This is a genomic window from Altibacter lentus, from assembly GCF_000746845.1.
Taxonomy (GTDB): Bacteria; Bacteroidota; Bacteroidia; order Flavobacteriales; family Flavobacteriaceae; genus Altibacter; species Altibacter lentus.
The window spans coordinates 2,624,430-2,639,513 of sequence record NZ_KN050846.1 but is presented as its reverse complement, the minus strand read 5'-3'; the positions used below and the strand labels follow the sequence as shown (position 1 = coordinate 2,639,513).

Sequence of the window (15,084 nt, the reverse complement as noted above, 5' to 3'; positions counted from 1 at the left end):
ATGACCGCAACCATACTTTTAGGGATTGGACTGGAATACATCGATGCGGTGTTTCAAACCATACAGAACAGCAGCTTCTCGCAATACACTATTGCCGGAATGAAAACGCTTGCTGTTCTGTTCTTTTTAATTAATATCCTTAAAAAGTATAATGAAGGTGTTGCAGATAAGGATGGCTATACTTGGGGATTGAGTCCTGGGGAATTGATGAAGAATTTTGCAATTGTTGTTCTAGTCATATTCTCGACACAAGTATTAGGCTTTTTCGATAGTATCTTGGTTTCGATAGAAGCGCAATATCGTGGTACAGCACCTGCTTTATTACCGTTGCAGATGCAAGATATTCCTATTGAAGAAGATGTAAGTATCATCGAGGTAGCGCAAGCTGCTATGACGCTCTTATATGAAGCATTGGTAACACCACTCTACGGATTCAAAATATTTGCATTTATCGTTAGCCTTTTTCTTTGGATTTTGGATTTGTTCATCTACCCACTATTCCTTGCGGAACGCTACTTCTTATTGGGTATAATGCAAGCCTTTTTTCCTTTGGTAATTAGTCTAGCGGTTTTTGAAAAATTTCGTTCGCTTGCCTACACGTTTTTTAAGTTATATGCTGCGGTGTATATGTTGGTGCCTGCCTTCTTTTTGGTCAATGTATTTGTAAATGCGCTCTATACTGAAATCAACACTAATTTCTGGACTAACCTTTTTGGTACAGATGTTGGCCAGGGCTTTTTTGCACCTGTGGTTCAGTTAGGGTCGGTATTTTTTATTGTCTTCCTAAAATTCAAATTATACAAACGCGCCACATCGTTCACGCTCAGATTGTTTACCAGTTAATTCCAATGAAAATGAAAACACCTTATAAAAACATCTATGCCGTCTTAAAACTGAACCGATTTATCGTTCTGGCAGTTGTCATTTTTGCAATGCTATCTAGCATCTTTTCACTTTGGATGGCATTCAGCACAAATCAAAAAGCACTCAATAGCGCTTTTGCTATTAATACTGATGGCAGTATTATTCCGCTGAAACTCGTTACCCAAAAAGAGAATTTTAAGGTTGAAGCTTTGGCACATTTAGACCTATTTCATAACTACTTCTATAACATCGATGCGAGTAATTACGAACGGAATCTTGAAAAGGCACTTTGGCTAGGGAATAGTTCTGTAGACAATTTATATCGCCAGAAAAAGGCTGATGGTGTCTATAACAGATTACTTCAATACTCGCTCGTTCAGAAGGTGCTGAGCACAAACTCACAAATCGAAGAACAAAACGGAACGTATGTCTTTAGAACCGTTACCATTTTTGAAATCAATCGTGGTTCAATAATAGACACCTACGAACTTATTTCTAGTGGAAACTTAATATCAGTTGATAGAAATTTTCCAAACAATCCACACGGATTATTGATTACAAACTATTTCGAGAACACCTTAAAAAAATTAAACGATGAAAATTGAGCCGATAATCGGCAATTAAAAAACCACGATTATGAAAGTAGAAAAGAATAAAATAGTATTTGCAGCGGTATTGGTCGTGATTTTCATATTCCTAATTTCCTATTCTATGATGGTTATGGGCGATGATAAAAGTGAAAATGAAAATCTTGAACAGACTTTAGTGCCAGATTTAGATGAAAACCAAAAAGAGTATGATTCTAAACTAGATGCTATCAATGATTTAAAAGAAGTGCGTGAAAATAATGCACCAAGTATCTACGATGAAAAATTTTTGGATTCAACTGGTCTTTATAATCCTGATTTACCAGAACAGGAAAAGAAACGTATCGTAGATAGTATTTACCAGGCTGGCAAAATTCAATATTCCGAAAAGCGATACCAAAGCTTTGGGCAAAAGAAAATCACTCAAAATACTGCACAGCAAATTGACTCAGCCGATATCAAAAGAGAACAAAAAATAGAAGCTAAAGAATTGGGCTTGGAACATCAACTGTTCTTTGCTGCTTCGCCGAAACCAAACGAAGTTTCGATTATTGGCAATACAGATGAAACCATTTATGTGGTTGTCGATGGCGACCAAATTGTGAAAGCAAATACCAGATTGCGAATGCGTCTTACCAAAGCTGCAACAATCAATAACAAATTGATGCCAAAGAACACACCAGTTTTTGGATTTATAAGCTTTCAGCCCAATCGGGCTTTAATTGAAATTGAAAATATAAAGCATCATCCCACCAAACTCAAAGCCTTCGATTTATCGGATGGTAGTGAGGGCATCTATGTACAAAACAATTTTCGAGCAGAAGCTACCACCGAAGTTATAGACGATATTGTTAGCGATATCAATATTCCTACCGTTCCACAAGTAGGCGGAATTACAAAGGTGTTTAGGCGTAACAATCGAAACATAAAAGTAACCGTACTAAATAATTACAGATTAATTCTAAAACCAAAATTATGAGCCCATAATGGGCATTTAAAAACGCACTCTTATGAAAAAGCATATCATTATTTCAGCTCTTATAATTATGTCCGCTATCGCACCTCGATTGTGCTGGGCACAAGCTACAACGCAAACAAACACAGTCCTCGACACTATTTATGCAAACGACACTAAAAATGTTGCGCTATTTTTCCCAGAACCTATACGTCAGGGTATAACTGGTTCGGATAATTTTGTTTTTACCTACAATCGTGAGAAAGAACAATACTTTGGATTACTTCAGGCAAAGCCTGGAAAAGAAAGTAATCTACTGGTAGTCAATAGAAATGGTTCAATTTTTTCGTATATTGTAAGGTATAAAAAGCAACTGTCTAAGCTCAATTACTTCATTCCTTTATCAAATAGTATTGGAAATGAAAAACCATTAGTAATTGATTCTATTCAGACTGTAATTGTTAAAGATAATATAGATAACAGAACGTATTATTACCAAAAATTCTGTTCTTATCTTCTTAATAGAAATCAGCATATTGGTCGAATCAAGAAGCGAAACGAAGGCATTATTTTGAGTGTTGAGAATATAGTTTTTGATAAGGAAGAACTCTACTTCGTTATCCAGATTGAGAATAATTCTACTTTGGATTACGATTTGAATTTCTTAAACCTTTCGATTGAAACAAGACAAAAAGGGAAAAGAAAATCGTTGCAACGCCTGTATCAAGAACCAACGTACAAACACAATCTGCCTTCAAAAATTGCAGAAAGTGAAACTGTGCGCTTCGTTTATGTATTGCCCAAATTTTCATTATCTAATGACCGTAGGGCGATTTTAGAATTGAATGAAAAGGATGGCGAACGAAACATTGAACTGAAAATATCACATAGATATATCAATAACCCAAATTAAGAATATTATGAAAAAAATTGTCGTTTTCTCGCTCGTACTGCTGTTCCTTTCTTGTGCCGATTCTGATACTAAAATTTCGGGACCAAGTGCCACAGCCCAAATCGTCATCGAAAGCTTTTATGAAAAAGATGAGGAAGCTTTAAAAGCCAACTCAACACCACAGGCATATTCTAATTATATGAATACTATAAATATGTTCAATGCGACGGTAAAGGATGATTCAAACTTTACAGTTTTGCAGGATACGATAATGGGTGACGTGGCTTGGGTAAAATATACTACAGCCTATGATAAGACACCGGGTCTTTTTAAACTGGTTAAGCAAAATGGCAAATGGTTGGCGGATGCGAGAGGCTCAAAGGATAAATCGCCTTTTTAAAAGGATACTTACTGATTTTTTTCGAGATTAATTTCCCAATAACCTTGTGTGCCACCGTGGCGTTTTATAAACCCTTTGGTTTTGAGCGCATTTATATGTTTGCCCACAGGGGATTCATTGATGCCTAAAGCTTCAGCTATTTCAGTATAAGTAATAGTAGTATTGGTTGCAATTAGTTTAAGTACTTCTTTTTGTCTTTTAGTAAGTATATCTATAGCATCTATTGCACCACCTGTTACACCACCCATTGCACCACCTGTTACACCACCTTTTTGACGATCTTCTCTAATAGTAGATTCATCAGCAACTTCTTTAGCAATAAAAGTCATTCTAAGAAAGTTATCGGAAAAACTAAAACTCTCTTTTCCATAGTGTTCTAAAATACGAGGGATGCCAGAACCTAATTGTTCAACCAGTTCTAAATCTTTAAAAATTCGCATCAGTTCCTTATTTCGTGGAACTGAAAAGCCTTCAAAAAATTCTTGCTTGCTCAATCCTTCCGGAAGACCACCAGCTGATGTGATTTCGATTCTATCGGTAAAAATCTCAAACTTTGGGGTAATCTCATTGGTATAGTCATTATGCACAAACGCATTAATGATGGCTTCTCGCAAGGCGATGGGATGCCAAAGGTTGGCTTGTTGTCTTTCTTTTGATGTGATTTTTGTGGTTGTTCTGTTCTCGACCGCAATTTTATCTATCACTTGTTTAGTAGCCTTAACTAAACATTCGTGACCATATTCGTTGCTTTCTATTAAGTCTGTTCTGGTTATGCCTGAATATTTGGCGACTTTAATTGAAGTGTTATTTTTGTCTGCCAAAAGATAGCCGGCATAATTAAAAGCACCATCTTCCGTAAGTAGTTCCAAGTTCTTTGCAAAAGCTTTACCAAGGGTGTACCCAGATTCTTCGTAGTAAATTTTTAGCTGTCCGAAGCCTAAATCCTGCCGTCCTGCTTTAATCTTGCTGATGGAATTTCGGGTACGTTTAGCAAACAGCTCATCTATCATTTTTTGGGGCATCGGTTCAGCCGCTGAACCCAAGCGAATAAAACAACCCTTTTCGCTCATCCCGTATTTTTTAAGATGATATGGTTTTTCTGGACCGCTGGCCACTATGATTTTCAGAATGTTCTTGCCGTCCCTTTCCTCACTCACAATATCAAACAGACCAAGGGCGGAAGGGCGGATGTTGTTTTTTAACCTATCCTTAATCTTTAACTGGTCGCCATCAGCATCTGCCAATCCGTAAGTATTTCCATCCTTATCGATGCCGATATGAATAATGCCACCTTCACGGTAGTTCAAGAAAGCAATGACCTCTTTTTCGAGTCCATCGGACAATTCTCGTTTATATTCTATGCGGTTTGTTTCGGTCATTTTTATTGGTACTTTTCTAATGCTTCCTTGTAAACATTTTCGGTTTGGTCTTTAAATCTGTCCTTGTTAGTCAGAAATATGTTTAGCTTCTCGTAAATGCTTTTATAAATTATTTGATGTGCTTTATTGGCTAAAACATCTTCGTCATAAACATCCATTTCAAAATCATCTTCTGTCGCAAAATCTAAAAGCTTCATCAAATCCTCTTTTTCTATTTTATCAATTTCGTTCCAATTTTCAGGTTGTGTCTTATCCTTTCTAAAAAATGCCTTGTTATCTTCAATCTTTAAGTATTTCATAGCTTACAGTATTTCTTTGATTATATGCTTCCGCTCCTGCTTCGAGACAGTTTAGAAGTACCTCTAAATTTTTTATTATTTTTCCATCAACACTTTTCAATGTCTTACTTGTCGGATGTCCGAAAAACACCTTATATTCCACATTACCAGAATCGACTAATTTTTGAGTAAAAACTAAATGATTCGGATTAATTGACGCGCCTATCGTACTGTTATGTGTTACCACAATTACTGGAATTTCTGTTGAAATTTGTTTGATTAGCTCATTTACTTCATTTTTAAGAAAAATATTATCAAATGACGATTCAGGTTCGTCAATTAATAGCAAATCGTGCTTTAAAGCATCACTAATTTCGTGTAGCAGGTTAAATTCAGAACGCTCCCCACCAGAAACCTCGTAACCGTGTTTGTTTAAAGTTCTATAATCTATCGCCACGAAGTATTTATAATATTCAGTTTCCTCAATTCCGATGTTTTGTAATGAAATTAAAAACTCATAGGGATTATCATAATTGTTGAAAGCCTCGCTAAAGCTTAATTTACTTTTGCTTTTATTTTTTAATTGACTTGCTCCAGTATATTTTTTTGTTTTTGCTAAGACTTTAAAGCCCCTTATTTCCTTACTGTCTATTATCTTTTCGGTTTGGACTTTCTTTACTAAATTCCTAAATTTCTGGACTTTGATTTTCTCTAATTGAATTTGTAAGAAATCAACCTCTTCAATTGATGTAGTGGTTGAGCGAAATCTCAAATTTTCTTTTATGGTCTCAATTAGACTATTTGTCCATTCCTTTTTTAAGTTAGTTTGGTAAAGCTCATTATGCTTTTCAATTAAGTCAACAATTAAGCTTTTCAAAATTTCATCGCTAATATGCTTGTTGACGATTGTTTTATATTCATTGGCTTCTATCAAAGTTTCAGTTGCAGAAATCAATTTTTTAATGTTATTTAAGCTGTCCAATGTAAACTTTGTTTCGTTGTATAATTTACATTTGGAAAACGTGTCTAAACTATCACTTTCAGTAGCATACTTCTTTAAAGAACTCAAATATTTTTCGAGGGAAACTTCATTGGATTTTAAGTCGATATCATTTACATCTAATACAACATCTTTAAACTCCTTCAAATAGTTTTCGGTTATTAAACTATGTCTTGTAGTAACTAATTTTTTGAAGTTTTCTTTATCATTTTGAAGCAGAGAAAACTGTCGTAAATATTTGACATTATCAAAGTTCTGACAGATTTTATCAAGTGTATATGTTTTCCCTGAAGAACGTCCGCCAACGATAACATTCAATCCTGTTGATAAGATTATCCCATCATCGGTTGCTTGAAAAAAGTCGTTTCCGTCATCTTTAGAAAGAAAAACTTTTGCTTTGTCATATAAGCAACCTTTAATAGCATTAAGTGTGTTTTCTTCAACATCAATGAAAGTTTGTTTGGTTGGATATAATGTCATATTTTCGACGAACCGACAATCACTAAATATTACTGGTGTTAATTTATCGGCTTCTTTAATGCAGGTTTTGAACTTTCTTAAACTTGTTACTTCGCCTGCAAAAATATTATTCCCTAATTTTTTTAAAGTCTCAGGTTTGATATTTGGTTTTTTATCATAATGTGGGATTAACAGATAATCTTTTAAGTTCAGAAAAACTTCTGTTAGTTGTTCGTAGCTAATCGAATCATCTTTTGTTGGAATGAGTTTTTGGACTTTTTGACATTTTTGCGCGAAATCATCAAGATTTTCATTTTCTGAAATTAAAAGTAAATGACCACCTTCTAAATCAATTTCTATCCCTGGGAAAATTTTTATATTGAGCGCTTGGCAAATTTGTTCGAACTGAGTTTTATCGAACAAGTTGTGATTGGTAATGGCAATACAATCAATTTCAAGTTTGTTTACATATTCCTTTAAAGATTCTAAATGGAAAATGAAATTCCTATCGCTGATAGATTGTACGGTGTGAATGTGTAGGTCTATTTTCTTCAATTCTTACTATTTTTAAATTACCGTCAAGAGTATTTTATTAGCTTCATATGCAAACACAAGGATTACCCTTTTAGCTAATCACTAACAAGTTTTTTAATTATTATTATAACTAATGAGACAAGTTAAACATTTAGATAAAGTGCGATGACTTCTTCAATTTGAAACTTACCTGGACATTATGCATTGGCTTCATTTAATGTATTTTCCAATGTTTCCTTAAATTCATTTTCATTTTCGTTATTATAAAATGGAACGCCTGTTATCAAATATTTATCAGAGTCAATTTCTATTGTCGTTTTATCTTCTCTAATCTCTTTTAAGAAGTCTTCTTTCCATTTATCGTGAGCTTTCAAATGGTTTCCTTTCGGCTCAATGAATACTTGATAAGTCAATTCATTCCCTGCTTTTTGTTTACAAAATAGAACGAAATCTGGCTCAAAAGCTCTGCCCATTTTATCAATGATTTTGATTTCTCTTTCATTACGAATCAAGTAAATATTTTCAAAGGATTTTTCTAAATTTTCGAAACGTCTAGCGAACATTTTCACAAACTCTTTTTCTTCACTAGTTCCATAATTTGCATTGTAAACATACCAAGGTTCATTAGCAACCAAGCCTTCTTGACCATCTGCTCGTTCACTATCTTTATAAACTTTTATTTCTTTGTCTTTAAATACTTCGTGTACATATTTGTTGAAATATTCAGAGCCTTCATATTCCGTAAGATTTGATTTAATTTCAGATTCAATAGTTTGTAATAAACCTTGAACTGCTAACAAGTAATCACGATTAGAAATCTTTGATAGTCTTTTTTTTGAGCCGTTAAAGGTAATTTCTAAACCACCTAAATAATTTGGGTTTTCAATTAAATTAGATAGAGATTCAGTTTTAGGAAAATACCTTATAATATTTGAAAAATAATAAAACGGATTTTGAGCAAGAGCATATCTTGTTATGTGTTTTGGAATTGCAGAAATTGCGATGTCTTTTTGCTCTATTTTTTCAGTTTTACTCTCTTTTTCTTCTTTTTCGAAAGCAATTGACATTACTCCAATACCAGATGATAGAGTGAAAGCGAAATTTCGTTTTGAAACACCTAAATCAGAGAAAGATTTTACATTGTTATAGCTCTTTGGTACTTTCTTATTAAATATTACTTTTCCTGTTTTGTAGAAATCTGTTTCTTTAAATCCTAACTTTAAAGTTAGTTGTTTAGTTTCCAGTTTGTCATCGTCTTCATAAATTCCAGATTCTACTAAAGCTTTTTTCAATTCAGAAATGTATCGATTATCTTCTTTAGTATGATAATACAATTCTTCTAATGCCTTTAAATCATTTGTAGTGTCATCATCATACTTTCGTTTATATTTATCTTGTCCTTCCTCTAGTGTAAAAGGAAAATACCTAGCACCTCTACCAATCAATTGAGCTTCCGAAAGTGTTGTTTTCCCAATTTTAGTATTTGAACCACCAGTATTCTGACCTTCATATAATCGAACTATATCAAATAGATTTAAAACATCCCAACCTTCATTTAGTTTTTGAACTGCAAAAACAGCTCTAATTGGATTGTTTACATTTTCTAAAGTATTTAATAATTCATCACTTTTTTTGCCTTCTAATAAGCTTTTTTTGTCTTTAGAATTTGATTCATTAGCACTTAAACAATTTTCTTCTTTGAAGTTTGATTTTATTCTTTTAGAAATTTCATTTAATGTTATATTCTGGGATTCAAAAAATGAAAATGCTTTTTGAATGATTTGAACAGTTGAAGTTTCTTGAATGTTCTTAACCATTGAAACCGAAAAACCCTCAATCAATTTATGAAAATTGACTTTGTTTTGCTCCGATTCTTTAATTGTCTTTTTCGCTTTAAATAGAATTACTGGTTTTAAGTTAATTCCTTTTGAATTTGCTAATTCTTGACGATATAAGTTCAATATCAATGCTTGGATTATTCGTTCACGTTCATCATATAAAGACCTTATTAAATTAATTTCTTTAGAGTATTTATCAATTCTAAACTGTGCAAGGTCGTATTTATGAATGACCTTGTCTTGATATTTTTCAACTATGGCTTGACTATCATAATCTAAAGTAGCTGTAAATTCTAAAAGGATATTTTCAAAATTTGTTTTATGAATTCTGTCTACTATTTCTCCCCAAACTTCTGCATTATTATGATGTGCTTCATCTGAAATAAGAACTGTTTTTCTGTTTTCGAAATCTTCAAAGCTTATTCCGTTTTCTTTGACATTAGTAAATAAACCAGATGTTAACTTTTGAATTGAAACAAAATTTATATTAATGTTTTGGTTGTCAGCTTCGTCAAAATTTTGAACCTCTTTTACAAAAACCTCTTTACTATTAACTACTATTTTATTCGCAAATAAATATTTAGACGATTGAGGATTTAAGAAGTTATCTTTTGTTTTATTAATGATATTATTAGAATTTACAAAGAAGAGGAAATTTCGATAACCTTTTTCATATAGGTATAGAATAAGTCCAGCCATAACTAATGTTTTCCCACTACCTGTTGCCATATTGTAAAGAAGGTGATAAGGTTTGTTAGGCTTACCATCAAAATCCTCAATGTCAGAATAGATGTATCTTCTAAAGGATTCTTCTTGATATGGTCTAATAGAATATTTTAAATTATCTGTGATATAATTTGGAACATTCACTTGTTCAAGTGCCTTACGTGCAAAGGGATTATCGAATATGTTATATAGAAATGCCATATTTAATCCTTTTTAATTTGGTAAAAATCTTTGGTTACTGTTCTCTCATTTTTATCAACTTGAAAATCTTTATCATCAATTGAAGATAAGTTTACATACAATTGATTTTTATCCAATAACTCTATTAAATGTTCTTTTTGTTGTTTTAAATCTAATTCTTTAAGTTCATCAATATGTTCTTCTTGTTTCTGAATATCTAAATTGTAATTGAGGAATGATTTAGCTTTCATTTGTTCCCAAATCTGCAATAAGGTTTTATTGTCTTTTGCTTCTTCAATTTGTTCTATGAATTTTTGATTATATTTTTTAAGCTCGAAATATGTATATGAACCTCCGCTTTTCCAATTAATAGCTTTTGAAATACCTGATTGGTCTCCATTAATAACATTTTGTAGTCTGATTGTGCTGTCATTTTTGCCATAATCGAGTTGTTCAATTCCAACATACTGTCTTCCTAATTTATGAGCAACTCCAGCTGTCGTTCCGCTTCCTAAATGATAATCTAAAACTATATCATTTTCATTGGTTGACATTTCGATAATTCTTCTCAATAATTTTTCGGGTTTTTTCCCTTTTTTTAAGGTAACTCCACCTTCTGACGCAATTCCTTCATAAGCAATATCAGTCCATATATTTGTTAGTAGAGTAGTAGGTGTTTCTACACCATCAATATTTTTAATTTTTTTCGAATAAAAAGCAATTTCTTGACCGTTTAATAAAAATCGAGAATCATTATTTTCTCTCTTAACCTCAAATACTTTTTCATTATTTTTTTTGGACTTCTTTTTTATATCAAGAGTATCTTTTCCAGCATCGTCTCCAATAGCAGTAAGACGAAAAACGGAATTTGAATTTTTTAATGCGAAATCACTTAATTTTTGAATGTATACGCCTTCTCCTATTTTCTTTTGAACTTTACTATATGGATGATGTGTTGTGTCTGGGTCAATTCCTTCTTCACGACAAATGATTTTTCTAATATCATCTATAATCCATTTTTCTGGCTGTTCTTTTATATTGGTAATGTAGCCTGTATAATTTGTATCATATCCAGAATCCACATATTGTAAATTATAATTAAAATCATTTTTTGAAACTCCATACATTAATATATATTCTGCGGTTTCAAATAGTCCTAAATTCACAGTTTTAAAGCCAGATGGTGATTTTGTTCTAACAGAAATAAGGTTTATGAAATTTTCAACACCAAAAATTTCATCCATCATTATTTTTAGGTTGGTTTTATTATGGTCATTGATTTGAACAAAAATCACACCCGATTTATGTAACAGTTTTTTTGCGGACTTAAATCGATTGTACATAAACGTAAGCCAACTAGAATGAGTAAAAGAGTCATTATATTTAAATGAATCACTTCCAGTATTGTAAGGTGGGTCAATGTAAATAAGCTTTATTCTTTCAGAAAATTCTTGCTCTATTGTATTTAGAGCTAATAAATTATTGCCTTTAATTATGAGGTTGTCAGTAATCGTGTTTTCTGGAAGTTCTCTTTTTTTATTTAGTTCAGCATTTCTCGTAAAACTTTTGAAAGTATGTTCGCCTTCTTCATTGAAGGTTTTAGCGTTAGTTAAAATTTTTGGTTCTAGTAATTGTGTGATTTCATCTTGAGCTAGAATTTCATTAAAAAAGATTTCTTCTCGCTTATCTTCCTCTTTACTTTGACCACCTTCCAAGATACAATCCTTGAATGGCCAAACTAAAGAAACTTCGTTTCTTTGTTTTAGGAATTTACCATCTATTGTAAGACCTACTTTTATTCTGTATTTCGTGTAACTATCGTTTGAATAATTTTTTTGTTCTAAAAATTGGATAAACAAGTTTTGGTCAAAAACTAAAGTTCCTTTTATATCCAAAAAGAATTTTTCTTTCAATTCTTTATTATCAAGCAATAATTCTAAAAGTCCAACATCAAAATTCTGTGCTTTACTGATTACAACCCATTTTTTTAATTCTCCATTGTCGGAAACAAAATTGTTTTCGGTTTTGAGTTGTTTTTCTAATGCTTCGTATAGTTTCATTTATTGGTCGTTCTTTCAATTAGTAATTCTTTGACTTGCACATTTAAAATTTCTGCAATTTTGTACAGGTCTTCTAAACTCGGTTGTCTTTTGTTTTGAGCATAAGAGTGCACCATATTGTAACTCTTTCCCAATTGTTCTGCCAACCAGATTTGTTTTATTCCTTTCTGTTCCAAAACCTCTTTTATTCGGTTCATTTTGAATTTTTTTAATTCAGTTCACTAAAGTAAAGAACATTTTCAATATACTCACTAAATGAGTATTAAAATTATCATATGAATAATATATAATTGGCAAGGCGCGAATTGTTTTACTTAAATATAGACCGCGCCTCATCATAAACCCGTTCAAAATTAGCTTCTAAATCAGCTTTAGAAAACGGATTAGTTTCATTAGGAAGTTCCCTTTGAATATCTGCTAACTTAAACTGCACCTTCTTATCTCTACCATCAGCATACGTGATAAACTCGCCCTGTTTCAATCTGAAAAATACGTCCGCCCGAATCTTTGGGATTTCTTTTTCGCCTGTAGTAACTCTTGTGTCAAAATCGAGGTTATGTCCCCGACTGATACTCTTGGTTGGGTCTTTAATGATTTCAAAAAAGCGTTCGTAATATTTTGCGGTGTCCGGGTCATTTACCTTTCCGAAAAACTGGTAGGAAAGATTGCTTAAAATAGCTTTGCTCGCTTTATCGCCATACATCATATCGTTTTGAATTTTATCCTGCATCACGTAAATTGTAGAGATATTATAGCTTCTCAATGTAGCTGGAATACGATGCATATTCAACAAACGAATGGTCGGTGCTTCTTCCATCAGCAAGAACGACGGTTTAGAATTCCGAACACTCATTTGTTTTGTAATTGTATGAATAATTGTTGCGATTACAGGCGAATACGAAGTCTCAAATTTTGGATTATTAACAATCGAAATAACACAAGGGTTTTTAGAATCATTTATATTAAGCGGCACTTCATCTGCTGATAAAGCCATAAAAATCCGTTGTGTGCTAATTCGTTTCAACGCATTTGCCAACGTACTTTTAACACCTGCGGTCTGCCTTTCAGAATCCTTACCGCTGATAAATGCATCTGCCATCGCTCTTGATGTGGTGTTGGTTTCCAAAAATTGAATTAGGCTATCTGTATCGAGGTGTTGGTAAATCGCTATCAAATGCGGTAGTGTACAATATTTAGGGTAGTCGGTTTTTAATTTCCAAATCAATCCACCAATCAAACCTTCAGCTGCATCGTTAAAGAATTTTGTCGTTCCTGTAGTTCCCGATTCCCTTTGTTCCAAAAGGTTTTCAATTAAAACTCGAGACACCTCGTTTACGCTTTCCTCGTTCTCTAAATAGCGTGGCGCAATAGGATTTACGCGATGTATAATTTTATCGAAGGAAATAACCTTAAACGGAATATTACTATCCTTGAAAAGTGGATATGCCATTTCGGTTAGTTCAAAATCTTTGTAATCGTGAATAATTCCGCAAAAGCTCTCTTTCTGAAAATGTTTTAGAAATCCATAAACCACACTTTCTGTCTTACCACTTCCCGCAGAACCTATGACGGATGCTCCACGTTTAATATTATCTAATTTGAAGTTCCCTTTGTTTGTAGCAAAATTGACTTGGTACTTGGTATTTCCGTTTTGTACATTTTCAGTTTTATGCAGAAATACATATAGTCCTGTATTAATTAATAGTAGAGGACAAACCAAATAGAGTAATAGCGATACTAATTCGTTTCCCTCAGAAATATAGAACACAAAAATTGAAAGCAATATAAAATTCAAAAGAAACGCATATCTACTTACCCGAAAAAACGCATAGAAAACAGTACTGGCTAAACCAATAATTGAAAGTATCGTTATGAGATTATCTATTTGCATATTCATCATATTCCGATGGAACTTGATTTTATGGCCACTTCTGCGCCACGTCTTAATCTTTTGAAAACTCGAAGTGCAATTTGTGCCTGACTTACTGGAATACTTGGAATGATTGGCAATCCTGTTTTTGTAATCATTTTAAATGCCAACGCTTTTTCATTAGCTGGTAATTTCATTAAGGCAGCAAAATATAAGTTGGGATTCTTGACAAAATCTTTTCGTGCTTTATAGGTTTCTGCAAAGTTACGTTTGTAGCCAAATGTCTTGTCAAAAGTCTTTTCTGCTTTCTCGAAAAATTTGTCTCTATCAAAACCTCGTTTTACATTTTTACCGTGCATTTCAACTTCCGAAGCTTTGTGTTTACTTCCTGGGGAAAGACTGATTGAATTTGAAGCATCTTTTCTGCTCACGATAATATGAATGTGACTTTGGTTTCCATCTTTTGCCATTCCTTGGACTATCCGTTTTCTGTTTAGTTGGTGTGGTGCTTGTCCTTCTAATTTAGTAATTTCTCTTTTCATTTTTTTAATATTTCCTTCAGCTCTTCCTGCTTCAATATTTCGGATGTCCGTTTTTAGCTGCAATATTTTTGTAGCGAAAGGTTGGTTTTCTTTTATCTGAAAATCTGTTCCCTTAAAGGTTCGTTGCTGTTCAATTTTAGCATAATATTTAATGTCATCTATTGTTATGGGTCGTCCGTTTATTTCCCGATTGAATGATGTGACATAATCTTTCATTATATCTTTGGTGTAGGTTTTTAAATCTTCCCGATTGTTCTGTAATCGCTTCAATTCATACTTCGATGGGCTGACCGTAATGGAATAAAATTTAGGTTCTTTCTTTTTCAATTTTGCTGTGTTTCCATCAATTTCTTTTACCACTTCCTCTGCGGAAATTTCATCGCCATATTGATTAAAAAAGTGTTCCATATCTCGCGTTTCTAAACCTTCATTTTCTTTCTCTAAATAGCCTACAAAATCTGCTGAACTTTGGGAATAATTACCGCCTAACTTTTGAGCTGTGATTGTGATATACATAGTT

General features: G+C 32.9%; 13 protein-coding genes. 5 read left to right on the top strand and 8 right to left on the bottom strand.

Annotation, left to right across the window (positions count from 1 at the left end; translation table 11 throughout):
- From JS40_RS12250 to JS40_RS12230, 5 genes are read left to right on the top strand one after another with little or no spacing between them, the layout of a single operon-like run.
- Positions 1 to 843, top strand: coding sequence for a hypothetical protein (locus tag JS40_RS12250; RefSeq protein WP_034260995.1), 843 nt, complete (start codon positions 1 to 3; stop codon positions 841 to 843).
- Positions 844 to 854: 11 nt separating this feature from the next.
- A complete protein-coding gene (locus JS40_RS12245) occupies positions 855 to 1,469 on the top strand; it encodes a conjugal transfer protein TraK (RefSeq protein WP_034260993.1) in 615 nt (204 codons plus the stop codon).
- Positions 1,470 to 1,500: 31 nt separating this feature from the next.
- Positions 1,501 to 2,430 carry a conjugative transposon protein TraM gene (gene traM / locus JS40_RS12240; protein WP_034260991.1) on the top strand — a complete coding sequence of 310 codons (930 nt, stop codon included), beginning with the start codon at positions 1,501 to 1,503 and terminating at the stop codon, positions 2,428 to 2,430.
- A 31-nt stretch (positions 2,431 to 2,461) separates the two neighbouring features.
- On the top strand, positions 2,462 to 3,319 hold the full coding sequence (locus JS40_RS12235) for a DUF4138 domain-containing protein (protein WP_034260989.1): 858 nt from the start codon (positions 2,462 to 2,464) through the stop codon (positions 3,317 to 3,319).
- Between the two features lie 7 nt (positions 3,320 to 3,326).
- Positions 3,327 to 3,698, top strand: coding sequence for a hypothetical protein (locus tag JS40_RS12230; RefSeq protein ID WP_034260987.1), 372 nt, complete (start codon positions 3,327 to 3,329; stop codon positions 3,696 to 3,698).
- Between the two features lie 8 nt (positions 3,699 to 3,706).
- Here JS40_RS12230 and JS40_RS12225 read toward each other — a convergent pair whose 3' ends face one another.
- The 8 genes from JS40_RS12225 to mobB all read right to left on the bottom strand — a co-directional run bounded on the left by JS40_RS12225 (position 3,707) and on the right by mobB (position 15,080).
- A complete protein-coding gene (locus tag JS40_RS12225) occupies positions 3,707 to 5,077 on the bottom strand; it encodes an RNA-binding domain-containing protein (RefSeq protein WP_034260985.1) in 1,371 nt (456 codons plus the stop codon).
- A 2-nt stretch (positions 5,078 to 5,079) separates the two neighbouring features.
- Positions 5,080 to 5,376: a hypothetical protein gene (locus JS40_RS12220; RefSeq protein WP_034260983.1), complete on the bottom strand. Its 297-nt coding sequence runs from the start codon at positions 5,374 to 5,376 to the stop codon at positions 5,080 to 5,082.
- Positions 5,357 to 7,369 carry a PHP domain-containing protein gene (locus JS40_RS12215; RefSeq protein ID WP_034260981.1) on the bottom strand — a complete coding sequence of 671 codons (2,013 nt, stop codon included), beginning with the start codon at positions 7,367 to 7,369 and terminating at the stop codon, positions 5,357 to 5,359. The genes JS40_RS12220 and JS40_RS12215 overlap by 20 nt, the downstream gene beginning before the upstream one ends.
- Before the next feature lie 176 nt (positions 7,370 to 7,545).
- Positions 7,546 to 10,113, bottom strand: coding sequence for a DEAD/DEAH box helicase family protein (locus JS40_RS12210; RefSeq protein WP_034260979.1), 2,568 nt, complete (start codon positions 10,111 to 10,113; stop codon positions 7,546 to 7,548).
- A gap of 2 nt (positions 10,114 to 10,115) precedes the next feature.
- Positions 10,116 to 12,152 carry a DNA methyltransferase gene (locus tag JS40_RS12205; RefSeq protein WP_034260977.1) on the bottom strand — a complete coding sequence of 679 codons (2,037 nt, stop codon included), beginning with the start codon at positions 12,150 to 12,152 and terminating at the stop codon, positions 10,116 to 10,118.
- On the bottom strand, positions 12,149 to 12,349 hold the full coding sequence (locus tag JS40_RS12200; RefSeq protein ID WP_034260975.1) for a helix-turn-helix domain-containing protein: 201 nt from the start codon (positions 12,347 to 12,349) through the stop codon (positions 12,149 to 12,151). Before JS40_RS12200 ends, JS40_RS12205 begins: the two co-directional genes overlap by 4 nt.
- Positions 12,350 to 12,462: 113 nt before the next feature.
- On the bottom strand, positions 12,463 to 14,043 hold the full coding sequence (locus JS40_RS12195; RefSeq protein ID WP_034262467.1) for a type IV secretory system conjugative DNA transfer family protein: 1,581 nt from the start codon (positions 14,041 to 14,043) through the stop codon (positions 12,463 to 12,465).
- Between the two features lie 5 nt (positions 14,044 to 14,048).
- Positions 14,049 to 15,080, bottom strand: coding sequence for a MobB family relaxase (gene mobB, locus JS40_RS12190; protein ID WP_034260973.1), 1,032 nt, complete (start codon positions 15,078 to 15,080; stop codon positions 14,049 to 14,051).
- Positions 15,081 to 15,084 lie beyond the last annotated feature (4 nt).